This is a genomic window from Nonomuraea sp. MG754425 (assembly GCF_021699195.1).
Lineage (GTDB): Bacteria > Actinomycetota > Actinomycetes > Streptosporangiales > Streptosporangiaceae > Nonomuraea.
In genome coordinates, this window is record NZ_SSXE01000002.1 from 73,104 (window position 1) to 96,985 (window position 23,882).

Genomic DNA, 23,882 nt, shown 5'->3' on the forward strand with positions numbered 1-23,882 from the left:
TCGTGTCCACGTGACGACGAGTCGGGAGGGACCCTTGTCGGACGCACCGGCGGACGTCGAGCCGCTCTGGGAACTGCGCCCCCGGGCCGGCGCCGCCGATCAGGACGCCTGCGCCGCGCTGCCACCGGTGGCGCGACGGGTGATCGCGGCGGTCCGCGCGGGCACCGCGGGCGGGCTGTTCCCGCCGGTCGTCACGGCCGGGCCGGAAGGGACGGTCCGGATCGACCGTCTTCTCGGCGGCGTGACGGACGCGGACATGCTCGCGCACGCCCTCCAGGACCGCCGCTTCACGCCGCTGCTGACGTTGCTCGCCCGGCTGGACGGCTGGTGCGCCTCCGCCGCCCGGCGCTACCCGGCGGTCATCGCCCCCGGCGTGCTCGACATCACCAACGCCGACGTGTTCGGGCCCGTGGTGTCGGAGGCGTTCGTGGCGTGCGCGACCGGCCGGGCGCACCACGCCCGCGTCCGGGTGGCGGAGTGGGCGGCGCGCTGCGAGGCGTTCCTGACCCTCTTCCTCGACCGGCTGCTGCGTGACATGAGCGCCTCCTGGCCCGGTGACCCGGCCTTCCGCGGCCCGGTCGTCGGGTTGTGGGCGCACGGCGAGGAGACCCACAACGGCCGGCAACGGGTGTTGCGGCTGGACTGCGCGGGCGGCGGCCGCGTCGCCTACAAACCGCGGCCGGCGTCCGGCGAGCTGCTGTTCACCGCGTGCGGCGACGGCGACGGCGGCGGCGCGCCGGCGTCGGTGTTCGAGCTGCTCAACCGCGCGCCCGCGGCGTCCGGGGAGGTCCGGCTGCCGGTGCTCTCGTGCTGGTCCGGTACGGAACCTGGCTACCTGTGGCAGGAGTGGATCGAGCCGCCGGCGCAGTGGGGGCCGATCCGCACGTCCGAGACGTGGCGGCTGAGCGGCACCCGGCTGACCCCGCGCGAGGCGGTCCGGTTCTGGCACCGCGCCGGCTCGCTGGCCGCCGCGATGTTCGCCTTCGGCATCTCCGACATGATCGGCGGCAACGTGGTGACCGGGAGCAGGCCCGGCGAGCGCGAGCCGCTGCTGTATCCGATCGACCTGGAGGTCTACTTCTGCCGGGTCCCCCGGCTCTACGACACGGGCCTGCTGTACGACCCGTCCGCCGAGGTCGAGCAGCACCACGTCGGCCTGGAGAGCACCCCGCGCTTCTGCGGCCCCGAGGGAGCGCCGGTGTGCTGGCGCGCGGGGCCGGCGGGCGCGCTGGTCCTGCACCGCCGTCGCCGCTCCCTCGCCAGGGACGAGACCAGGACCGTCGTCGCGGACGTCGAAGGCCGGGCCGGCTACGGCCCCTACCTGCCGGCGATGCTGCGCGGCATGTTCGACGCCTGGACCCTGATGTGCCGCCGGCGCCCGGCGATCCGGCGCTTCCTCGCCACGGCCGCCCCCGGCCACCACGTCCGGGTGCTGCGGCAGCACACGTACCGGTACTTCGACGCGCTGCTGCCCCGGTGGCTGTCCGGCGGCGGCGCCGCGCCGGTCCCCGCCGAGCCGGGCGTGCGCTTCGACCGGGCGGAGCTGGACCAGCTCCGGCGCATGGACGTGCCCTACTTCGTGCGCTCGCTCGACGGCGGGCCGGTGCTGCGGGTCGAGCCGCCGCCGGAGCCGTTCGGGACGGCCCGGGTCGCGGCCCGGCCGGAGCCCGAGGGCGGCTGGCCCCCGCTGCCGGAACTGCTCGACGGCACGAACCTGGAACTCGCCGGTCTCGGGGTGGCGCTCCGGGACGCGGTGGAGCACGTGTTCGACGACGTGACCGAGCACGTCGTCACGGACGAGTCGCTGGGCGTGCGGCTGCACCTGCAGAGCCCCGCCGAGGGCCAGGTCGGCTTCGACTGGCCGGAGGTGGGCCGGCGGGTCACCTACGTCTGGAACCGGGAGAAGGTCCGGCTGCGCATCGACGCGGTGGACGCGCCGGAGGTGCCCGCCGAACCGGCGCCCGCCGGGGAGATCCGGCGGCGGCTGCTGCGGCTGGACCGGCTCGACGGCACGATCAGGGTGCCGTGGGCGGACGGCGGCATGGCCGACGCCGCCGCCGAGCGCCGCCTGCGCACCCTGACCGACGCGGGCATCGCCTGGTTGTCCCAGGTGGTGGCCGAGCATGGGTGGCCGGGCCGCACGATGGTCGGCGCCGCGGCGGCCGGGGCGGCGAGCCGGCTCGTCCAGCACGCGAGGGAGCATCTGGACTTCCGCCGGCACTGCCTGGTGCTGATGCGGCAGGCGGCGGAGGGCGGCGACCTCCCGTGGCGTGAGGTCGCGTACCTGACCGACGAACTGCGCCTGGCCGACGGGCTCCCCCAGGTGTACGGCACGAAGTTCGAGCCCGTGGCCGGACGGCTGGAGCCGTGCCCGATCGAGGACCCGGACGGCGTGGACCGCCGGCGCGCCGCGATGGGCATGGAGCCGCTGGCCGAACACACGATCCGGATCCGGCGGCGATTCCCCCTGACGGGCAGGCAGGCATCATGACCACACTGATCCACGAGGCGCGGCAGGCGTCCGACGACATCGACTGGGAGCAGTTCGCGCGGCGGTACTGGGGCAGGGAGCCGGCCCGGCTGCGGGCCCGGCCACCGGCCGGCCTCGACCGGATCCACGCCCTGATTGTCCGGTCGTGCGCCCCGTTCCGGGCCGGCACCCGGTTCTGGGTGATGCCCGACGTCCGCTTCCTGCTCGGCGACGGCTGGCTGCGCGCGCCGGGCGCGCGGCTGCCGGACCTCGCCGACCGGACCCTGGACGACTACCTCGACCGGCTGGACGCCGACGTGTCCGGGCAGGGTTACCTGCTCACCGTGCGGCAGCCGCTGCTCCTGGACTTCGTCCTGTGGTCCGCGGTGCGCGAGGCGATCAGCGGCCTGTGGCGGGCGGTCGGCTGGCCGAACCTCCCGGTGCTCGCCGAGGTGCTGATCGGCGACCGGTTCACCCAGCACGTCGGCGCGGCCGAGACGCCGACCCACGCGGCGCTGACCTGGGTGCTGCGCGGGCGGATGGACGTACGCCTGTGGGACGAGCGCCAGGGCCCGCCACCGGCCGAGATCGCCGACCCGGACCATGACCTCGACGGCGTGCGCACCCTGAGCGCCACCGCCGGTGAGCTGCTGTACTGGCCGGCCGACCGGCGGCACGTGGACACCTACCGCGAGCGGTGCGTGGCGCTGCGCCTGCGGATCCCGGTCGACCGGCGGCTGCCGTTCACCGCGCTGCGGGACCTGCTCGCCGACCTGGTGCACGGCCGGCAGGGCAACGACGAGAGCGTGCCGTACTTCCCGGTCGGTCCGGGCACCGGGATCGACGACCCGGACGGGGTGCTGCCCCACCTGACCGCGCTCGGCGACGAGTTGCGCGCGGTCGTGGACGGCGACGGGTTACGCCGGCTGCTGCGGGTCCGCTGGGCGGCGTTGCGGTCGGCGGCCGGGCTCGAACCGATTCCGGTGCCGCGCGAGGGCGTCCCGATGACCGGGGAGACCCGCGTGCGCCGCTCGGGCGAGATCGTCCGGATGCCCGACGGGCCCGGCCACGAGGTCTGGGCGATCAACGGGAACGTCTTCACCCTGCCGGGAGCCGCCGGCGACCGGGTGCTCGCCGCGCTGCGCGACGGGGAGGAGACCACCGTCGCCGAGGTGTGCCACGCCATCGGCGCCGGCGACAGGAGTGTGCTCGCGCTGCTGGACCGGCTGTACCGGCTGCGCGGCATCGACGTGGTCGAGGAGCCTGTGCGATGACGCTGACGACCGAGCACTCGTTCGACTGGGACACCTTCGCCGACCGGTTCTGGGACCGGCGGCCGGTGTTGTACAAGGGGATCGCCGACGTGCCGTTCGCCGAGGCGGAGGTGTTCGAGAGCGCGGTGCTCGGCAGCCGGCCGCCGCATCCGCTCGCCGTGCCGGCCAACGTGCAGTTCCTCATCCGGCGCGGGCAGCAGACCCGGCCCCGCGACTACCTGCCGGAGCTGTCGGACCGCTCGTTCGACGGCTACGAGGCGCGCATGGCCGACCGGTTGCGGGGGCAACGATACGCCCTCGTGGTGCACCGGTTCCACGCCTTCTCCCACCCCCTGTGGGCGCGCGCGCAGCGGTTCTACTCCGGCCTCTGGGAGCGGGTCGGTCAGCCGACGCACACCGCGGGCTCCACGATGTTCCACGGCTCGTACGAGCACAGCCCGGTCGGCGTGCACCAGGATCGGTTCGCCACCTTCATGTTCTGCGTGCGCGGCACCAAGCGGATGCGGTTCTGGGCCGAACGTCCGTGGTCGGATCCGGTGCACACGGTGCTGGACTACCAGCCGTACCTGGCGTCCTCGTTCGTCGCCGAGGTCGAGCCGGGCGATCTGCTGTACTGGCCGGCGCGCTACCACCACGTCGGGGAGAGCGCCGGGGATGTGCCGGCGACGAGTGTCAACGTGGGCGTGCCCCGCCGCGAGCACCGGCCGTACTACGAGATCAAGGACCTGTTCCGGGGCACCCGGCCGGCCGCGTCCGCCCCGCTGTTCACCCCGGACGCCGGTCCGGACGGCCGGCTGGCCGAGGAGCTGCCCACGGCCCTGGCCGACGCCGTGGACGCCTTCGCGCGACATCTGGGCCAGGACGGGTTCGCCGACCGGGCCACCGCGCTGGCCCTGCGGGTCAGGACGGCGGGCGGGTTCTGGCCGACACAGCCGCCCGCGCAGCTTCGCCCGCTCGACGACGACACCCCCGTACGCGCGTGCGCCGCGCTGCCGGCCGCGCCCGGCGACGGCCCCCGCAGGTTCGCCGCGAACGGCAACGTCTCGTCCGGCGTGGCCGACGCGGCGGCCCTCGCGGTGCTGGCCCGGCTGGCCGCCGGCGCGGTGGTGCGGGTCGGCGAGCTGCCCGTGGCCGAGCGCGCGGGGGTCCGCCGCCTGTTGCAGGAACTGGAGAGCTTCCGTGCCGTCACCCGCGCCGGCACCGGCTGACCGGGGCGCGGCCCACCGGCGGGCCGCCGCCGGGGTCGTCGCCGAGATCGCGGACCGGCTGGCGGAGCCGGACCGGGTGGCCGGGATCGCCGGCGCGCCGGACAACCTCATGCGTTACCCGGGCGACCCGCAGCCGGTGTGGCATCCGCTGCTGCTGTCCGACGGTCACCCCGGCGTCGGCCTGCTGTTCGCCGAGCTGGCCGCGGGCGCGCCGGAACTGCGCGGCCGGGCGCACGCGCACCTGTCCGCGGCGCTCGGCAGCGGGATCCGGCTGCTGCCGCAGTCGCTGTTCAGCGGCATGGTGGCGCTCGCGTTCGCCGGGCACGCCGCGGCCACCGGCTTCGGCGGCTACGCCTCGATGCTGGCCGGGCTGGACCGGCACATCACCGGCCAGGCCCGCGAGCGCGCGCGGGCCGACCGGGAACGGCTGCGCGCCGGCGAGCCGGCCGGCGCGTGGAACCGCTACGACGTCCTCGGCGGCGCCGCCGGGATCGGCCGCTACCTGCTGGCCCGGCACGACTCGGCGGCCGGGCCGGCCGTCCGGCCCGCGCTCACCGACGTGCTCGAATCGCTGGTGGCCACGGCCGTCGCGGACGACCTCGACCGCCACGGCACCCGGCTGCCCTCGTGGTGGGTCACCGACGGACTCGAACACGGGCTGCCCGAGCACGTCAACCTCGGTCTCGCCCACGGGGTCAGCGGTCCGCTCGCGCTGCTCTCCGTCGCCTGGCGGCAGGGGGTCCGGGTGGACCGGCAGGACGAGGCCATCGAGCGGATCATGGCGCTGCTGTCCCGCTGGCGCGCCACCGACGACGCCGGCCCGCGCTGGCCGCACCTGATCACGCTGCCCCGTCTCCGGAGCGGGCGACCGCCCGAACGCGCCCGCGACTCGTGGTGCTACGGGGCCGCGGGCACGGCCCGCGCCGTCCACCTGGCGGGCGTCGCGCTCGACCGGGCGGACTGGCGCGCCGAGGCGCACGCCGCCCTGCGGGGCGCGCTGACCGTGGCGAGCGACGAGCTGATCCACGACTCGGCGCTGTGTCACGGCTGGGCCGGGCTGCTGCAGATCGTGCTGCGCATGGCGCACGACAGCCCCGGCTCCGGCTACCACGCCCTCGCCGACGGGCTGGCCGCGCGGGTGCTGGCCGGGTACGACCCCGAAGCGCCGTTCCGCTACCGGTACCGGCACGCGCTCGCGGCGCGTGACCTCGACCGGCCCGGCTTCCTGGAGGGGGCGGCGGGTATCGCCCTCGTCCTGCACGCCTACGCGACGGGGGACGCGCCGGCGACGTCATGGGACAGCGCGATGCTGCTGAGCTGAGACTCATGGTCGCCGCGTTTGCGGGTAGGCGACATGGTGTGCGAATCGGGAAGTGGGACGTGCGTCCGCTGGGCGGCTGGATGGGCTGCCTGGCGATGATCGTCGCGTCGATCGTGCTGTCCGTCGTGCTGACGGTCGTCATCAACCTGCTGCTGAAGGCGCCCTGAGCGGCAGCAACCGATCAGGACCGAGCACGCGTCTCGACGACGACGGCCTACGCCTTGACGGAGTTGAGCGAAGCCGGTGAGGCGGCGCTCAGGAAGCTGGTCGAGAAGGCGGTGAGCTGAGCTCCCGGACAGTGCGAAAGCGGGCGGCACCGGGTCAACGCGCCTGCCGGACCTCCTTCCCACGGGGGAGGGCCTCGTGTGAAACACCCGTGACGAACCCCGATGAGCCGGTCTCACCGGCGGAACACGGGGTATGACCCTTCGTGATGAGGATCAATCCCCGGCTCCGCCGGTTACCACGTCTGCCGCCCCGCCGACCGCTCGGCGCGGCCACCCCCCGGCGGTGGACGGTGGTGGTGCTCGGTCTCGGCATCATCGTCGTGGCGCTCGCCGGCGCCGCCGGCCCCTATCGCCAGACGGGGGCGTTTCGCGAGGTCGTCGCCTGCGAGCAGCGCACCGGCGGCTGCTTCGACAGCGAGCCGGGCTCCGTCGTCAAGCGCCGGACCTACACCACCACCTCGACCACGACGCACACCGACGCGAACGGGCACACGTACACGACGTCCGACACCACCACCCACTACGAGGTGACCTGGCGGCGGGCCGGTGGGGCCGAGGAGAGCCGCGACGTGTCGTCCGGCTTCTACGGCGGGGTCGCCGAGGGGCAGGCGGTCACGTTACGGCTGTGGCGCGGGGAGGTCGTCGGCCTGCGGGCGACCGGTGACGCGCAGTGGTTCGAACCGGCGCCCAGCCGATCGCTCCGGTACTGGCTGCTCCTGGCCTTCCTCGGGCTGGGCGTCACGCTGTGGGGCCTGCTGTTCGGCTGGTGGGACGGGCTCTTCATGCTCGCCTTCCGCACGTTCTCCTGGATGTTCCTGAGTTTCCTGCCGGTGAACCTGGTCTCGACCGCCCTGACGTACGGCCTGACCCCCGGGTTCGGTCTGGTCGTGCAGATCGCGTTCTGCGTCTTCTTCGCCGTGATCGCCGGCTGGATGCTGCTCAACACGCTCGACCGGCGGTGACCCGCCCGACGCGCCCGACCGGCCCGACCGGCCGCCGGTCGGGCGCGCGCCTTCGCGCCTGACCCGCCACGCGCCTGCGCACGAACCCTCCGCACGAAGCCCGCCACGCGCCTCCCGCACGAACCCTCCGCACGAACCCCGCCACGCGCTGCGGGCGAGGGGGGCCCGGCCCACCAGGGTGGATCCGCCCCTGGTCGCACCGCCGCCGTCCGCGCCCGGCCTCCGCACCGCGCGGCCAACGGGCGGTCACGTGGCGTGTGCTCACCGCGACCGCATTATCGATGACAAGCGTTTGCCTTACGTTCTCACCAGCCCTGACTTGTTGTCTAGCCCGCAACTATTGACAACTTAGGCAAGCGCTTGCAATCTTTGCACCACCCCAGTCACGAGCGATCACGAAAGGCGTGGCTCCTCGATGGACTACATCCGCTTGAACAGACGGCAGGTGCTCAGGGGTGCACTCGGGACTGCGGTGATGGGCGCTCTGACCGCCTGCGGTTCGGGTGGCACCACCTCAGGATCGGCCGGGTCGGGCGGCGGCTCGGTCCGCCTGCCCGGCTACGTCCCCTACACGGGGCTCAAGCCCGATCTCCCCGGCACTCCCGAAGGCGTGCTGCCCGCCTTCTTCAGCTACCCCGCCAACCCGGTCGCGTTCACCACCGAGCCCCCCGCCAAGGGCGGCGTGGTCCACGCGCTCTGCACGATGAACACCCCGCCCACCCCACTCGGCGGCAACCGCTACTGGCAGGCGCTCAACAAGTCGCTCGGCGCGGAACTGCGCATCACCGGCGCACCCACCGCCGACTACATCAACAAGTTCCAGACCCTGATGGCCGGCGGCGACCTGCCGGACACCATGGAGGTCAGGGCCAACACCCCACAACTCCCGGGGCTGCTGGAGGCCAAGTTCCAGGACCTGACCGAGTTCCTGTCGGGCGACAAGATCAACGACTATCCCGGCCTGGCCAACATCCCCACCGTGAGCTGGCAGTCCACCATCTACAACGGCGGCATCTACGGCATCCCCATCCACCTGCCCGCGATCCGGCTGGCCGCCTCGGCCCGCGCCGACCTCATCGCGGCCAAGGGGCTCACGACGGAACTCAAGACCGGCGAGGAGTTCCTGGAGCTGTGCCGGGCGCTGACCGAGCCGTCCGCCAACAAGTGGGCCATCGACGAACCGCTGTCCACCCTCGAGTACGTGGGCGCCATGCTCGGCATCGCCAACAACTGGAAGGCCGAGGGCGGGAGCTTCACCAAGAACTACGAGGCCCCCGAGATGCGCAAGGCGCTGGAGATCGTCGCCCAGATGTGGAAGGAGCAGGCCTTCCACCCCGACGCCTTCACCGCCACGGGCGCGCAGAAGGTGGCCTGGATGTCCAGCGGCGCCACCAAGATCCACGTCGGCGCGTCCACCTGGTCCAACATCGCCATCGCCGCCCGCGCCGCCGACCCCAAGGCGGAGATCAGGGCCATCGCCGCGCCCAAGTTCGACGGCGGCGGCCAGGCGGCCAACTACCTCGGCCCGGCGATCTTCTCCATCACCGGCCTGAAGAAGGCGCCCAAGGAGCGCATCGAGGAGGTGCTGCGGGTGCTCAACTGGCTGGTCTCCCCGTTCGGCACCGCCGAGCACCGCCAGCGCGTCTACGGCGTCCAGGACTGGGACTTCACCCTCAAGGGCAGCGACCCCATCCACACCGACGTCGGCAAGTCCGAGACGACCGTGCCGACCCTCTACATCGGCGCCTCGCCGGTCGTGCACTACGCGCCCGGCTTCCCCGACATCACCAAGAACGAGTACGAGGCCGAGAAGCAGGCCCTCACCACCGCGGAAGCCTGGCCGATCGGCGGCCTGTACTCGCCGACCGACCAGGCGCGGGGCGCGGGGCTCGACAAGAAGATGAAGGACCTGCAGGCCGACATCATCCAGGGCCGCAAGCCCGTCTCGGCATGGGACGAGGGCGTGGCCGCGTGGAAGTCGGAGGGCGGGGACAAGATCCGCGCCGAGTACAGCGAGGCGCTGCAGAAATCAGGGAGGAACTGAGATGATCCGTCGTCTGCTCACCGTCACCGCCTTAGCCGCCACCGTCATCGCCTCGACCGTCACCGCCGCCGACGCGGGCCGGCGCAGGGTCGACCTGGAGCTCCCGCAGCCCCGTCCCGACGGCATCAGCCGCGCCCAGATCTTCGACAGCGCCATCCCCGACCGTTCGGTCTACCAGGGCCGCGTCCCCTTCGTCTGGGGCGCCTACCCGCTGGACGCGCAGCCGTCCGACGTGGTGCCCAGCCGCTACCTGCCCTCCATCAGGGACAACAGCCCGGACCGGCCCCTCGCCTGGTACCAGGCCAACCACCCGGACTGGATCATGTACCAGGCCGACCAGGTCACCCCCGTCATCCAGAGCGGCAGTTCCCCGATCGTCACCCTGAACGTGGCCGACCCCGCGGTCCGCGAGTTCTACTTCACCAACCTGGTGCTGCCCAACATCCAAGCCGGCTACAAGTGGATCGCCCTGGACAACGTGGTCCCGTGGAACTGGACCTCGGCCGCCGGGCACTTCAACTCCGCCGGCACGTGGGTCCAGCAGTACGCGGGCCTCGACGACCCCGCCTACGCCACGGTGTACCTCGACTGGCTGACCTGGCTGCGCAACCGACTCAACACCTATGACGTCGGCCTGGCCGGCAACATCAGCCCGCTCGGCGTCAACACCTTCCAGCGCACGCAGTCGGCCGCGGCCGTGCAGATCGTGGACCTGTGGCTGCACGAGGGCGGCTTCACCCGCGGCCGGGACATCAACATCAACGACGACGAGTGGGCGCAGACCTTCGCCCTCTACCGCTCGGTCGTGCAGAGCAAGCCCGTCGTCACCGTCGGGATGACCACCACCACGCACCTGGTGGACGCCAGCCAGCAGCAGGTCGACTGGGTCATCGCCAACTACCTGCTGGTACGTGAGCCGCGCACGATGCTGACCCTGTGCGGACGCTTCGAGTACGGCGTCTGGCTGGACCGGCCCGAGCTGGACGTGAACCTGGGCACGCCCACGGCCGCCCCCGCGCAGGACGGCACGGGCGCCTGGTACCGCGACTACCAGCTCGGCCGCACGCTGGTCAACCCGTCCTCCACGCTGCCGGCCGTGCACACGCTGCCCACCGGCACCTGGACCGACACCCACGGCGTCGCCCACACCGGACAGGTGACGCTGCAGCCCAACTCAGGCATCGTCCTGACCCGCTCCTAGGAGGTCCGCGCCGATGCGCCTGTCCGCACCCGTCGAACTGGCCGAAGAGCTGGCCGCGGAGTACCCGTGGCGGTTCGCGCAGGACGGGGGCCCGCTGTTCAGACTGGTCCCCGACACCACGGCCGAGGGCTTCTCGATCACACGTGAGGAGGGCGGCTGGCGCATCGGCTTCGACCGCACCCGGGACGCCCTGCGCGGCCTCGGCGTCGCGATGGGCTCCTACCTCGCCACGGGCGACGTGCCCGAGCAGCGCGGGTCCAGCCCGTTCCGGACGCTCGCGGTGATGCTCGACACCTCGCGCAACGCCGTCATGCGCCCTGAGGCCATCGCCTCCTACCTGCGTAAATGTGCCCTGATGGGCATCGACACCCTCTGGCTCTACATGGAGGACACCTACCGGGTCGAGGGCGAGCCCATGCTCGGCTACGCCCGCGGCGCGTACACCCCCGAGGAACTGCGCGCCATCGACGACCAGGCGCACCGCCTGGGCATCGAGGTGATCCCGTGCGTGCAGACGCTCGGGCACTTCGAGCAGATCCTGCAGTGGCCGGCCTACTGGCCGCTGCGCGACACCGAGCGGGTGCTGCTCGCGGAGGCGGCCGAGGGTTACGAGCTGATCGACAGGATGATCGCCACCGTCGCCTCCTGCTTCCGCAGCCGCCGGATCCACATCGGCATGGACGAGGCCCACGGGATCGGCACCGGGCAGTACCGCCGCCGGTTCGGCGAGCGCCAGCCGTTCGAGATCCTCTCCTCGCACCTGAAGAACGTGCTGGCCATCTGCCAGGAGCACGGGCTGCGGCCGATGATCTGGAGCGACATGTACTTCAGGCTCGGCTCGGCCGCCAACGACTACTACGACCCGGACACCGAGATCCCGTCCTGGGTCGCCGGGCAGATCCCGGACGAGGTCGAGCTGGTCTACTGGGACTACGAGCACGGCGAGAGCGCCTTCTATGCCGACTGGATCGAGCGGCACCGCCGCGACCTGGGCAAGGACCCGGTGTTCGCGGCCGGCGGGTGGACCCACCACCGGCTGTGGGCGGCGCTGCCCAGGGCGCTGGCCACGATCACCGCGGGCATGACGGCCGCGCGCGAGGCCCGCCTGCCCGAGGCGGTCGTCACCATGTGGGGCAACGACGGCACCGAGTGCGACCTGTTCTCCGCGCTGCCGGCCGTGCAGGCGTTCGCCGACCTCGCCTACGGCTCGACCGGCCACGCCACGAACTTCGTCGGCTCCTGCGACGCCACCTGGGAGACGTGGCTGGCCGCGGCCGAGCTGGACTACCTGCCCGGCTCCGGCGACCCGGTGCGCTGGCGCGGCAACCCGGCCAAGTGGCTGCTCTGGCACGACCCCGTGCTCGGGTTCCTGACCTCCGGGCTGCCCGGCTGGCTCGCCGGCCACTACCGCGAACTGGCGGACCGGCTGGGCGCGACCCGGCGCGGCGACGCCCGGCTCGCGCTGCCCGCGCTGCTGGCGGAGGTCCTGGCCGCCAAGGTGGAGCTGCACCGGGCGCGGCGGGCCGTACCCGGGTTGGAGGAGAAGGTACGGCGGCTGCGTGAGCTGCACCGGCAGACCTGGTGCGGCGACAACAAGCCGTTCGGCTGGGACGTCATCGACCGGCGCTACGGCGGGCTGCTGGCCAGGCTCGACCACCTGGAGCGGTTCGGGCCCGAGGAGTTCGAGGGCCACGACCCGTATCCGGACGGCGCGCTGGCCCAATGCCTGCCGTACGCCAGGACCGCCTCGGCGAGCTTCATCGGCTGAAGGGACTGACCATGGCACTGCTCGAGGCCGACCGCGTGGCCGCGGAGAAGCCGCCCCGCCGCGACCCCGCGACGCCGACGTGGCGCGAGCGCTTCCGGCGCGACCGTTTCCTGCTGCTGCTGGCCGTGCCCGGCATGACGGTGGTGCTGCTGTTCCAGTACGTGCCGCTGCTGGGCAACGTGATCGCCTTCAAGGACTACCAGCCCTACATCGGCATCGCCGACTCCCCCTGGGTGGGCTGGAGCAACTTCGGCGTGATCCTCAATCTGGACCCGGCGTTCCTGACCGCGCTGGCCAACACCCTGATCATCTCCTTCCTCCAGGTGGTCTTCGTCTTCCCGGTGCCGATCGCGCTGGCGCTGCTGCTCAACTCGCTGGTCTCCGAACGGCTCAAGCGCCTGGTGCAGTCGGTGCTCTACCTGCCGCACTTCATGTCGTGGGTGATCGTGGTCGCGCTGTTCCAGCACATGCTCGGCAACGGCGGCCTGGTCAACGCCTGGCTGCGCAGCAAGGGCATGGAGGGCTTCAGCCTCATCGGCGATCCCGAGCTGTTCAAGGCGGTCATCACCAGCCAGGTGATCTGGAAGGACACCGGCTGGGGGACGATCCTGTTCCTGGCCGCCCTGTCTCGGGTGGACCTGTCGCTGTACGAGGCGGCGGCGGTGGACGGCGCCTCCCGCCTGCGCCAGCTCTGGCACATCACGCTCCCGTCCATCAGGGGCGTGATCGTGCTCCTGCTCATCCTGAAGCTCGGCGACTCGCTGACGGTCGGCTTCGAACAGATCCTGCTCCAGCAGCGCGCGGTGGGCGTGGACGCCTCCGAGGTGCTGGACACCTACGTGTACAACAACGGCGTGATCAACGGCGACTGGGGCTCCTCGGCCGCGGTCGGCCTGGTCAAGGGCGTGATCGGAGTGGCGCTCGTGCTCGGCGCGAACAAGGTCGCCCACATCTTCGGCGAAAGGGGCGTGTACTCGCGATGAGCGCCTACTCCCGTACTCCGGCGCCTCCCGTGCGCGCGGCGAAAGGGCTCGTCCTGCTGCTGTGCTGCGCGGTGGTGGTGCTGCCGTTCGTGGCCGTCGTCGCCACCAGCCTGGCGGGGCAGCGGCAGATCAACGCGGCCGGCGGCTACGTGCTGTGGCCCTCGCCGGTCACCTTCGACGCCTACCGGGCGGTCTTCGCGGGCGGCGTGGTGACCAGGGCACTGGTGATCTCGCTGCTGGTGACGACCGTGGGCACGCTGCTGAGCCTGACGTGCAGCGCGCTGCTGGCCTACGCGCTGTCGCGGCCGGGCAGTCTCGGCTCCCGGCCGCTGCTGATGCTGGTGCTGTTCACCCTGCTGTTCTCGCCCGGGATCATCCCGCTCTACCTGGTCGTCAGGCAGATCGGGCTGCTGGACTCGCACTGGTCGCTGATCCTGCCCGTGCTCATCAACGGCTTCAACGTCATCGTCATCCGCTCGTTCTTCCTGGACCTGCCGCGCGACCTGCTCGACTCGGCCCGCATGGACGGGGCCGGCGAGACGCAGGTGCTGTGGCGGGTGGTGCTGCCGCTGTCGAAGGCGGTGCTGGCGGTGGTCGGGCTGTTCTACGCCGTCTCGTACTGGAACAGTTTCTTCTCCGCGCAGCTCTACCTCAACGACGCCGCCGACTGGCCGCTGCAGCAGGTGCTGCGCACGTTCGTGGTCGACAACAGCACCATGGGTGTGGACAACACCGCCCTGGCCGGCGAGTTGCCGCCGCCGCAGCAGGCCATGCAGATGGCGGTGCTGGTGATCTCGCTGGTGCCGATCCTGCTGATCTACCCCTTCCTCCAGCGTCACTTCGCCAAGGGCGTGCTGGTCGGAGCGGTGAAGGGATGAGCACGACCTGGCTGTTCTGCGGCGACAGCGTCACGCAGGGCGCCAAGCACACCGGCGGCCTGCGGGACTACACCCAGCTCCTGGCCGAACGGGTGCGCTTCGAGCTGAACCGCCCCGCCGACGTGGTGATCAACACCGCCGTCAGCGGGGCCCGGCTCACCGTCCCCGACTTCTCGCGGTTCCGGGCCGGCGTGGTCTCGATCATGTACGGCCTCAACGACTGCCTGGCCGGCCCCGACGGCCTGCCCGCCTTCCGCGCCGGCCTGCACGGTCTGGTGCGGAAGGCGGCCCCCGCCCAGGTCGTGCTGCACACGCCCAACCCCGTGCTGCCCACGGCGGTGCCCGCCCGGCTGGAGTGGCTGACGGCCTACGTCGCGGTGGTCCGCGAGGTGGCGGCGGCCCACCCCGGCGTGGTGCTGGTGGACCACCACGCGGGCTGGGGAGGTCGCGCGCCCGGACGGTGGATGGCCGACGACTGCCACCCCAACGGGTACGGGCACCGGGCCCTGGCCGGGGCGCTGCTGCGGGCGCTGGACCTGTGGGACCCGGACAGCCCGCTCTGCTCGCTGCCCACCTGATCCGGGCAGCGGCTCACTCGCTCAATGCCGGCCGGGCTCGGGCAGGTCGAGGCCGGCCAGGCCGGGGATCACCGCCGCCCATCCGTCGGGGGTGTGACCGACGGGGGCGGTGAGGGCGGCCCGGGGGTCGAGGGGCGGGCCGGCCAGCTCCAGCCCGCTCACCCTGGGTTCGAGCGCGGCGGCCAGGCGGGCCAGCAGCCCCGGGCGCTCCCCCTCGGCGTACAGGGTCAGGCGGCGGCGCGCGGGCGCCAGCTCCGGCGTGGCCCAGGCGAACTCCACGGCCCGCAGCACGTCGTAGACCTGCCCGGCGGCCAGGCTGTCGCCCAGCCAGAGCAGGTCCGTCATCAGCTTGTAGGTGGTGCCGAAGTAGCGGTCGTCCGGCCGGGCGTTGACGGGGGCGGGGGCCAGCGCGCCCACGCCGCGCACGTCGAGGCAGAGGACGAGACGTCCCGGCGGCAGCGGGTGCGGGAGTGCGGCCGTGCCGCCCTCCAGCAGCGCGATGACCAGTTCCTCGGCCCCGGCGCCCGCGAGCACGCCGCAGCCCCACAGGTCCGCCTCCGAGCGCCAGAACACCTGCCTGACGCCGTCCGCGCGGTCGAACCAGCGGGGGAAGAACTCCTCGGGCGGGCGGCGGTGCGCGAACACCCGCTCGGCCAGCCAGCGCGTGTCCCTGCGCACCACGGGTTCGCGCAGGTTGAGGTCCCTGAGGTGGGCGGAGCCCGGGAAGACGCCGGCCGGGGTGCAGCGCAGCGCCCGCTCGGGCAGCGGCTCGGGCTCGGCGTCGTCGGTGACCGCACCGCCCAGCTCGCGGGCCAGGAACGCGACCGCCGCCCTGGCCAGCTCCGGGAAGTAGCCGTGCGGCACGGGAGCCCGGACCAGCTCCGGCCGGTCGGGGGCGCCCAGCAGGCCGTAGATCCGGCGGGCCCGCCGTACCGTGGCGACGGTGCCCTCGACGGGGAAGAAGTCGTAGTCGGCCGCCAGCACCAGCACCGGCTTCGGAGCCATGGCGATGAGCAGGTCCTCGTGGTCGACGCCGCCCAGCGTGCCGCCCGGCAGCACCTGCTCGGCGTCCTGGGCCTGCCCCGACCAGAGGTAGCTCTCGCGGCTGGTCACGAAGGTGCCGGGCGCGGCGGCGGCCAGCCGGGGCTCCAGCGCCATCATCAGCGTGGTGAGCGTGCCGCCGCCGCTGTTGCCGGTGATCCCGAGGCGCGCCGGGTCCACCTCGGGCCGGGAGCACAGGTAGTCGATGCCGCGCATGGCGTCGTGGACGAAGTGCCGCGCCACCGAACGCCCGGCCCACCAGCACTGCACGCCCGCGTCGGTGTGCTCGGACACCCCGCCGTCGTCGCGGGACGCGCCGGCGCGCTCGCCCTGGCCGACGGGGTCCATGGCCAGCACGACCAGCCCGGCCCTGGCCAGGCGGGCGCAGACGGCCTGGTAGGTGGGGTGCGCCTTGGCCTGCGGGCCGTGCCCGCACACGAAGAGCACCGCGCCCGCCGGCTCCGTCACCGTGGCGGGACGCCACAGGTTGGCGGGCACGGCCACGCCCGGCGCGGTGGTCAGCAGCAGCCGCTCGACGTCGATGCCGTCGAGCCTGGTCACGCCCCGCGCCTCGGCCTGCGGCGGGCCCGGCTCGGCGGCGGGCAGGCCGCCGAGCGAGTCGAGCACCTGCGCCCTGATGGCGGCCTGGCGCCCGGCGACCTGCTCGGGCGTGGACAGCGCGTCGTTGACCGCGCGCCAGTGCCCCAGCCGCTCGATCGTGCGCCGGTAGACGTGCGCCTGCAGGTCGTGGCTGGTGTCGAACCGCCCGTCGAGGTGCGGCCCGAAGCCGTGGACCGTCGTCATCGCCGCTCCGGCGCCGGCCCCGTCGAGCTGCGCACCACGAGGTAGGTCTCCAGCTCGACCAGCGGGGCCGGGTCGTCCGTGCCGTCCAGCACGTCGAGCAGCAGGTCGACGGCCGTGGCCCCGGCCTCCGCGCCCGGCACGTGGATGGAGGTGAGCGTCGGGTAGGCCACCCCCGACAGCGGGCTGTCGTCGATGCCGATGACGCTCAGGTCTCGTCCGACGCTCTGGCCGCGCTCGGCCATCCGCGCCATGACGCCCATCGCGATCAGGTCGTCGTAGGCGACGACGGCCGTGACCGGGCTGCCGTACAGCAGGTCGGCGGCCTGCACCCCCGCCTGGACCTGCGGCTCGAACGGGCCGAACACGGTCAGCTCGGCCCCGAGGTGCGCGCAGGCGTCGGTCATCGCGGCGCCGCGCTGCTTGTTGGACCACGAGCGGCGCGGGCCGGACAGGTAGCCGATGGCGCGGTGGCCGAGCGCGACGAGGTGCTCGACGGCCTGCCGGACGCCGTCGGCGTTGTCGATGATGACCGTCGGCGCGCCGGGCACGTGCCGGTTGACGAACACGGTCGGCCCGAGTGCGCCGATCTCGCCGATCTTGGCCTCGGTGGTGCGCGGCGAGACCATGACGAGCCCGTCGACCTGCTTGGCGAGCACCCGGGCGCGCTCCAGCTCGTCGGCGGGCCGCTCGTCGGTGTCGGCCAGCACCACCGCCAGGTCCTTGCGCGCCGCGCGGGCCTGCACCGCCTTGATGATCGGCGGGAAGAACGGGTTGGCGACGTCGGGCACGATGAGCCCGATCGTGCCGGTGCGTCCCATGGACAACGAGCGCGCCACCCGGTTGGGGGTGTAGCCCAGCTCGCGGGCCACGCGCTGCACCTTGTCGCGGGTCTGGGCGCTGACCCGGCCCGGGTCCGACAGCGCGCGTGACACCGTGGACGGCGACAGCCCACACGCCTCCGCCACCTCGGCCAGCGTGACGGTCATGACCACCTTCCCTTCCTCGACGAGTTCGCAAGCGCTTGCGGGAAGCCTCCCACAATCCTCTCCGATCCCCACCTATTTCGCATCGCAAGCGGTTGTGAGCAGAGCCTCGACATCGACGGCCGCGCCGGTCAGCGACGACCTGCGCACCCCTTCGCCGAGCGCCACCGCCCACGCCGCCTCCGCGGCGTCCGCCAGCCCCGCGCCGTCCTCGGTGAACAGCTCGCGCACCAACGGCCCGTCGGCTCCGAGATGGCCGCCGTCCTCCCCGTCCACCTCGATGTCGCGGCGCTCGCCGAACATCGGGTACAGCACGACGGGCAGCCCTTCGGGACCCGACTGCCTGCCGTACTCCAGGCTGGTCTCGATGCGGCCGTGCGTGCCGTTGATCCCCAGCCGGTAGCCCTCCCACGGCGCGGAGAACTGGATGGAGTACGACAGGTGCGCGCCGCCACGGTAACGCACCAGCGCCGCGTAGTTGTCCTCGATGTCGATCTCGGCGTCGTAGATGTAACGTTCGGGCCCGTCGTACTGGTGGCCGCGCAACTCCGGCAGTTCGGCGCCCTCCTCCTGCCAGCGCCGCCCGTACGGGCACCGGTCCCGTTGCGCGGACACCGGCAGCGCGGCCCCGGGGTTGTGCGGGCTGTCCGCGCCGAAGTACGCGCGCGAGCCCGAGGCGAACACCTGCCGGGGCACGTCGCCCAGCCACCAGCCGACCAGGTCGAAGTGGTGGCAGCTCTTGTGCACCTGGAGCCCGCCCGACAGCTCCGCCCGCCGGTTCCAGCGCCGGAAGTAGCTGGCCCCGTGGAGCGTCTCGACGTTCCAGACCAGCTCGACGCCGAGCACCCGGCCGATCGCGCCCTCGTCGAGCAGGCGCTTGATGAGCCGGTGGCGGGGGGCGTAGCGCAGGTTGTGGGCGACCCGCACCTGGCCGGGCGCGGCCTGCGCGAGCACGCGGGCGGCGTCGGCGGCGGTGGTCACCATGGGCTTCTCGCAGATCACCCGCAGGCCGTGCCGGACGCCCGCCATGATCGCCTCGGCGTGGGTGTGGTCGGGCCCGGCCACCAGCAGCGTGTCGGGACGGGCGTCCGCGACCATGCGGTCGAAGTCGCCGGGCGCGTACCAGGCCAGGCGGTCGTCGAACTCCGCCACCCGGTCCCGGTCGGGGTCCACGACCGCGACCAGGTCGCCGTGGTCCGCGTACGGGCCGAGCAGCGGCCGGGCGAACACCGACATGGCCCGCGCGCTCATCCCCGACAGCGCGTAGCGCCTGCCGTTACCGGACATGGGCCACATCCGGTACGAGAGCCGCGGAGCCGGGGTCGAGGAAGAGCACCGCGCCCGGCGTCCCGCGCAGGAATGTCGCGGGGCAGTGCGCGCCGACCGGCCCGAGCAGGCTGTCCCTGACGGCCTCGGCCTTGCGCCTCTCGGGCACGACTGCCTGCACGACCGACGCGCTGAGCAGCGCGGGCACGGTCAGCGTGATGGCGGTGGCGGGCACGTCGGCGACCGTGGCGAAGTGGCCCTCCCCGACCTGCTGCAGCCGCGACCGCTCGGCGAGGGTGATGACCTTCACCCACTGCGGGTCGGCGAGGTCGGCCTCGTGGGGCTCGTTGAAGGCCAGGTGGCCGTTCTCGCCGATGCCCAGGCAGACCAGGTCGAGCGGGGCGGCACGCAGCAGATCGGCGTAGCGGACGCACTCGGCCTCGGCGTCGGGGGCCTCGCCGTCGATGTAGTGCACGGCGGCGGGGCCGAAGGGGTCGGCCACGTTCTCCTTGATCCAGCGGCGGAACGAGGCGGGGTGGGCGGCCGGGAGGCCGACGTACTCGTCCATGTGGAAGACGGTGACCGACTCCCACGGCACCTCCTCCTCGCGCAGCGCCCGGATGAAGCCGAGCTGCGAGTTGCCGGTGGCGATGACCACCCGTGCCGTGCCGCCGGCCGCGACGCGCTCGCGCAGCACGCCGGCGGTGTGCCGGGCTGCGGCGGCGGCGAGCGCCGTCTGGTCGGCGTGCACGCCGACGGCCAGGTGCCCCGCGTCGAACCGGGCGAGAGGCTGGGTCACAGTGTGAGTTCCTTTCTGATGAGCTCCCCGGCTCCGTGCCGGGCCATGGCGCGCAGGTCCGCGCGGAGCAGGTCGGTGAAGCGCCGCTCGTGCGGCAGGTCGTGGCCGAAGACGTCGTCCGCCCCGAGCAGGGCGTCGAGGTGCCGCGCGGGCTCGCCTCGGGCGAGTTCCCGCAGCCTGGCCGCGCTCGGGTCGGTGACCTCCACGGGACGCCCGTCGTCGGCCGTCCCGGTGACGACGTGCCGCAGCCAGGCGGCGACCGCCAGGCCGGCCCAGCGCGGTTCGGCCCCCGCGGCCAGCCGTTCCCGCACGGTGCCGAGCAGCCTGATCGGCACCTTGAGCGAGCCGTCGGCGGCCACCTGGGCGCAGCGGTGGCCCAGGGCGGGGTTGCGCATGCGGCGCAGCACGGTGGCCGCGTACTCCCCCAGGTCGGTGCCGGGCGGCGGGTCGAGCGTGGGCAGCACGTCGCGGTGGGCGAGCGACTCGGCGAAGGCCGCCAGCGCCGGATCGTCGAGCGCCTGGTCGATGCGGTCGTGCCCGGTGAGCGCCCCGGCGTAGGCCAGCGCGCTGTGCACCCCGTTGAGCACCCTGATCTTGGCCCGCTCGTGGCGGGCGACGTCGTCGGTGAAGAGCGCGCCGGCCCGCTCCCAGCCGGGACGCCCGCCGGGAAAGTGATCCTGCAACACCCACATCCGGTACGGCTCCGCCACCACGGCCGCCCCGTCCGGCGCTCCGGCCAGTTCGGCGGCCAGCGCGTGGTCGGCCGGGCTCGTGGCCGGCACGATGCGGTCCACCACGGTGGCGGGGAAGGCGACGTCGTCCGCCACCCAGGCGGCCGTGCGGTCGTCGCAGGCCGTCAGCACGGCGCGCCTGGTCGCCGGGCCGTTGCCGGGCAGGTTGTCGCAGCACACCACCGCCAGCGGCGGCCCGCCCGCCGCCGCGCGGGCCGCGAGGCCGTCGGCCAGCAGCCGTACGGGAGCGCCGTGCGAGGTGTCGGCGTACGCCTTCTCGGTGATCGTCAACGTGACCACGCGGGTCGCGGGGTCGGCCAGCCGGGCGATCACCTCGGCCCGCTGCGTGGGGGCGTGCAGCGTGCGCCGGATCGCGGTGACCGGCTCGGTCCAGGCCCGGTCGTGCTCGCGGACCAGCACGTTGTAGCGGTGGCCCTGGGCGCGCAGCGCCTCGACCACCCCCGCCGAGCGGGGCGCGACCGCGCAGACGCCCCAGTCGTCCCCCGCCAGGTGGGTGTAGACGGCCTGGTGGGCGCGGTGGAAAGCCCCCAGGCCGAAGTGCAGCACGCCCTCGCCGCCCATCACATCACCGCGCCGATCTGCCACGGGACGAACTCCTCCGCGCCGACGCCCAGTTCCTCGCTGCGGGTGCGCCGGCCGGAGGCGACCTCCAGCAGCAGGTCGAACAGGCGTGACCCGGCCGCGTGCAGGTCCTCCTCGCCGTCGGCGATCGTGCCGCAGTTGAGGTCCATGTCGTCGGCCAGCCGCCGGTACATCTCGGTGTTGGTGGCCACCTTGACGCTGGGCACGGGGCGGCAGCCGTACACCGAGCCCCGGCCGGTGGTGAAGCAGATCAGGTTGGCTCCGCCGGCCACCATGCCGGTGGCCGAGACGGGGTCGTAGCCGGGGGTGTCCATGAAGACGAGGCCGCGTTCGGTGACGGGCTCGGCGTACTCGTAGACGGCGGTCAGCGGGCTGGTGCCGCCCTTGGTCACCGCGCCGAGCGACTTCTCCAGGATCGTGGTGATGCCGCCCGCGCGGTTGCCGGGCGACGGGTTGTGGTCCATGCTGCCGCCGTGGGTCGCCACGTACTCGCGCCACCAGGCGATGCGCGCCATGAGCCGGTCGGCGACCTCCGGGCGGGCGGCCCGCTCGGCGAGCAGGTGCTCGGCGCCGTAGATCTCCGGGGTCTCGCCCAGGATCGCCGTGCCGCCCTGGGCCACCAGCAGGTCGGCGGCGACGCCGAGCGCCGGGTTGGCGGTCAGGCCCGAGTAGCCGTCGGAGCCGCCGCACTGCAGGCCCAGCACCAGTTCCGCGGCGGCCACCGGGGTACGGCGGGCGGCGCCCGCCTCGGCGGCCACCTCCGTCAGCGCCGACACGGCGGCGGCCACGGTGCCGGCGGTGCCGCCGTGCTCCTGGATCGTGAGCGCGGGCACCGGCAGGTCGAGCGCGGAGATCTGGTTCACCTCGCAGCCCAGCCCGATCATGACGAGGCCGGCGAAGTTGGGGTGCCGGGCGTAGCCCTCCAGCGTGCGGCGCAGGATCGCCTGGCCCTCGCCGTCCTCGGCCAGGCCGCAGCCGGTGCCGTGGGTGAGCGCGACGACGCCGTCCACGCCGGGCGGCGGCGCGGCCGACAGGCGCTGGGCGGCGAGCTTCGCGACGGTGGCCGAGCAGTTGACCGACGTGAGGATGCCCAGGTAGTTGCGGGTGCCGACGCCGCCGTCCGGGCGCACGTAACCGTCGAAGGTGGCCGCCGGACGGGCGGGCAGGCGCTCCGGGGCCGTCCCGGACGCCTCCAGGCGGTCCTGGTCGTCCTCGTAGGCGAGGTTGTGGGTGTGGACGTGCGCGCCCGCGGCGATGTCCGCGCCCGCCACGCCGATGCGCTGGCCGTACTTGCGGACCCAGGTGCCGCGGGGCAGCGCGCGTAAGGCCAGCTTGTGCCCGCGCGGGACGGCCCCGGTGACCGCCAGCCACCCGCCTCCGGCGCGCACCCTCTCACCCGCCTCGAGATCGCGCAGCGCGACGGCGACGTCGTCGTCCGCGCGCAGCAGCAGTACGTCCTCAGTCATGAGCTCTCTCCCCGATCCCGTCCTTGTCCACCACCCACCGGCCGCCCACGATCGTGGCGCGCGCGGTGAAGTCCTCGTCGAACAGCGCCAGGTCCGCCAGGTTGCCCGGCCGGATCGTGCCCTGGCGGCGCAGGCCGAGCACCCGTGCGGGCACGGAGGTGGCCGTCGCCACCGCCTCGTGCGCCGGCAGCCCCACCGCCGCGTGCAGGTGCCCGACCATCCGGTCGAGCCCGGTCGTGCTGCCCGCGAAGCAGCCCGCCGAGGGGAGCATGCCCACCCCGTCCTCGACGACGCACTCCAGCGCGCCCAGCCGGTACGGCGTCCCGTCCGCGAGACCGGCCCCCGGCGTGGCGTCGGACACCGCGCAGAGCCGCCCGCCGAGGCAGCGCGCGGCGATGCGCAGCAGTTCGACCGGCAGGTGCCGGCCGTCGGCGATGACCTCCGCCGTCAGGCCGGTGGAGGCCAGCGACTCCTCCAGCAGGCCCGGCACCCGCCAGGGACCCTCGCGGGTGAGCGACGACTGTCCGCTCCACAGGTGGGTGAGGTGGGTGACGCCGGCCGCGACGGCCTCGGCGAAGCTCGCGCCGCGCGCCTGGCTGTGCCCGATGGCGACGACCGTCCCCGCGGCGGCGAAGGCGCGGACGGCCTCGACGCCGCCGGGCAGCTCGGGCGCGAGAGTGATCATCGTGGGACGTCCCGCGGCCAGCAGCTTCTCGACCGCCCGCGCGGACGGAGGGATCAGCAGGGCCGGGTCGTGCGCCCCCGCCTGCTCGGGCGCGAGGAAGGGCCCCTCCAGGTGCACGCCGAGCAGGCGCGCGCCGTCGCCGGGGGGTTCGGCCGCCAGCGCCGCGCCGAAGGCCAGCGTCTCCGCGAGCGAGCCGAGCGCGGCGGTGGCCAGGGACGCCTGCATCGCCGTCACCCCGAACCCGGCGTGCGCGGCCAGCACGCTCTCGTACCCGGCGCGGCTGGGGGTGTCGAACCCGTGGCCCGCCGCCCCGTGGGCGTGCAGGTCGATCAGCCCCGGCGTCAGGTACCGGCCTCCCGCGTCGATCCTGGCCACTCCGGCCGGCAGGTCGCCGGGGGCGGTCAGGGCCTCGATGAGGCCGTCGCGCACCAGTACGGCCGACTCGCCGTCGATCCGGTCCTCCAGCACCACCCGGGCGCCGACGAGTGCGTATCCCTTCATGTGATCCTCTCGGTGCAAGCGGTTGCGCACCTTGTCTACCCCATGAAACGAGGTCCGATCAAGCATCGCATGGAAATTGCGGCAATCGC

Annotated in this window: 19 protein-coding genes; 12 read left to right on the forward strand and 7 right to left on the reverse strand. The window is 73.5% G+C overall.

The genetic code is table 11. The features are described from left to right. The first annotated feature begins 34 nt into the window (after positions 1 to 34). The 12 genes from FAF44_RS01015 to FAF44_RS01065 all read left to right on the forward strand — a co-directional run bounded on the left by FAF44_RS01015 (position 35) and on the right by FAF44_RS01065 (position 14,914). The gene (locus FAF44_RS01015) at positions 35 to 2,491 is read left to right on the forward strand and encodes a type 2 lantipeptide synthetase LanM (protein WP_237101035.1); all 2,457 of its coding nucleotides are present in this window, start codon (positions 35 to 37) and stop codon (positions 2,489 to 2,491) included. Continuing rightward, positions 2,488 to 3,744, forward strand: coding sequence for a hypothetical protein (locus FAF44_RS01020; RefSeq protein ID WP_237101036.1), 1,257 nt, complete (start codon positions 2,488 to 2,490; stop codon positions 3,742 to 3,744). Before FAF44_RS01015 ends, FAF44_RS01020 begins: the two co-directional genes overlap by 4 nt. Next, positions 3,741 to 4,952, forward strand: a complete 1,212-nt coding sequence (locus tag FAF44_RS01025) for a cupin-like domain-containing protein (protein ID WP_237101037.1) — start codon at positions 3,741 to 3,743, stop codon at positions 4,950 to 4,952. The genes FAF44_RS01020 and FAF44_RS01025 overlap by 4 nt, the downstream gene beginning before the upstream one ends. Further along, positions 4,924 to 6,273 carry a lanthionine synthetase C family protein gene (locus tag FAF44_RS01030; protein ID WP_237101038.1) on the forward strand — a complete coding sequence of 450 codons (1,350 nt, stop codon included), beginning with the start codon at positions 4,924 to 4,926 and terminating at the stop codon, positions 6,271 to 6,273. Before FAF44_RS01025 ends, FAF44_RS01030 begins: the two co-directional genes overlap by 29 nt. A gap of 38 nt (positions 6,274 to 6,311) precedes the next feature. After that, positions 6,312 to 6,440 (forward strand): hypothetical protein, encoded by a 129-nt coding sequence (locus FAF44_RS54325; RefSeq protein WP_272893890.1) that lies wholly within the window; start codon positions 6,312 to 6,314, stop codon positions 6,438 to 6,440. A gap of 266 nt (positions 6,441 to 6,706) precedes the next feature. Further along, positions 6,707 to 7,462: a hypothetical protein gene (locus FAF44_RS01035; RefSeq protein ID WP_237101039.1), complete on the forward strand. Its 756-nt coding sequence runs from the start codon at positions 6,707 to 6,709 to the stop codon at positions 7,460 to 7,462. A 475-nt stretch (positions 7,463 to 7,937) separates the two neighbouring features. After that, the gene (locus FAF44_RS01040; RefSeq protein ID WP_237101040.1) at positions 7,938 to 9,506 is read left to right on the forward strand and encodes an extracellular solute-binding protein; all 1,569 of its coding nucleotides are present in this window, start codon (positions 7,938 to 7,940) and stop codon (positions 9,504 to 9,506) included. Position 9,507: 1 nt separating this feature from the next. Next, positions 9,508 to 10,707, forward strand: coding sequence for a putative glycoside hydrolase (locus FAF44_RS01045; RefSeq protein ID WP_237101041.1), 1,200 nt, complete (start codon positions 9,508 to 9,510; stop codon positions 10,705 to 10,707). A 13-nt stretch (positions 10,708 to 10,720) separates the two neighbouring features. Beyond that, positions 10,721 to 12,475 carry a beta-N-acetylhexosaminidase gene (locus FAF44_RS01050; protein WP_237101042.1) on the forward strand — a complete coding sequence of 585 codons (1,755 nt, stop codon included), beginning with the start codon at positions 10,721 to 10,723 and terminating at the stop codon, positions 12,473 to 12,475. A gap of 11 nt (positions 12,476 to 12,486) precedes the next feature. After that, positions 12,487 to 13,458: a sugar ABC transporter permease gene (locus FAF44_RS01055; protein WP_237101043.1), complete on the forward strand. Its 972-nt coding sequence runs from the start codon at positions 12,487 to 12,489 to the stop codon at positions 13,456 to 13,458. Next, positions 13,455 to 14,336 carry a carbohydrate ABC transporter permease gene (locus FAF44_RS01060; protein WP_237101044.1) on the forward strand — a complete coding sequence of 294 codons (882 nt, stop codon included), beginning with the start codon at positions 13,455 to 13,457 and terminating at the stop codon, positions 14,334 to 14,336. Before FAF44_RS01055 ends, FAF44_RS01060 begins: the two co-directional genes overlap by 4 nt. Next, positions 14,333 to 14,914, forward strand: a complete 582-nt coding sequence (locus FAF44_RS01065) for an SGNH/GDSL hydrolase family protein (protein ID WP_237101045.1) — start codon at positions 14,333 to 14,335, stop codon at positions 14,912 to 14,914. Before FAF44_RS01060 ends, FAF44_RS01065 begins: the two co-directional genes overlap by 4 nt. A gap of 21 nt (positions 14,915 to 14,935) precedes the next feature. Here FAF44_RS01065 and FAF44_RS01070 read toward each other — a convergent pair whose 3' ends face one another. The 7 genes from FAF44_RS01070 to FAF44_RS01100 all read right to left on the reverse strand — a co-directional run bounded on the left by FAF44_RS01070 (position 14,936) and on the right by FAF44_RS01100 (position 23,793). After that, a complete protein-coding gene (locus tag FAF44_RS01070) occupies positions 14,936 to 16,759 on the reverse strand; it encodes a S9 family peptidase (RefSeq protein ID WP_237101046.1) in 1,824 nt (607 codons plus the stop codon). Beyond that, the gene (locus tag FAF44_RS01075; protein WP_237101047.1) at positions 16,756 to 17,745 is read right to left on the reverse strand and encodes a LacI family DNA-binding transcriptional regulator; all 990 of its coding nucleotides are present in this window, start codon (positions 17,743 to 17,745) and stop codon (positions 16,756 to 16,758) included. Before FAF44_RS01075 ends, FAF44_RS01070 begins: the two co-directional genes overlap by 4 nt. Positions 17,746 to 17,817: 72 nt before the next feature. After that, entirely contained in the window at positions 17,818 to 19,029 is a 1,212-nt protein-coding gene (locus tag FAF44_RS01080) for a Gfo/Idh/MocA family protein (protein WP_237101048.1), read from the reverse strand. Next, positions 19,019 to 19,807 (reverse strand): glucosamine-6-phosphate deaminase, encoded by a 789-nt coding sequence (locus tag FAF44_RS01085; protein WP_237101049.1) that lies wholly within the window; start codon positions 19,805 to 19,807, stop codon positions 19,019 to 19,021. The genes FAF44_RS01080 and FAF44_RS01085 overlap by 11 nt, the downstream gene beginning before the upstream one ends. Beyond that, positions 19,804 to 21,144: a mannitol dehydrogenase family protein gene (locus FAF44_RS01090; RefSeq protein ID WP_237101050.1), complete on the reverse strand. Its 1,341-nt coding sequence runs from the start codon at positions 21,142 to 21,144 to the stop codon at positions 19,804 to 19,806. Before FAF44_RS01090 ends, FAF44_RS01085 begins: the two co-directional genes overlap by 4 nt. Next, positions 21,120 to 22,607, reverse strand: a complete 1,488-nt coding sequence (locus FAF44_RS01095; protein ID WP_237101051.1) for a UxaA family hydrolase — start codon at positions 22,605 to 22,607, stop codon at positions 21,120 to 21,122. The genes FAF44_RS01090 and FAF44_RS01095 overlap by 25 nt, the downstream gene beginning before the upstream one ends. Further along, on the reverse strand, positions 22,600 to 23,793 hold the full coding sequence (locus FAF44_RS01100; protein WP_237101052.1) for an N-acetylglucosamine-6-phosphate deacetylase: 1,194 nt from the start codon (positions 23,791 to 23,793) through the stop codon (positions 22,600 to 22,602). The genes FAF44_RS01095 and FAF44_RS01100 overlap by 8 nt, the downstream gene beginning before the upstream one ends. Positions 23,794 to 23,882 lie beyond the last annotated feature (89 nt).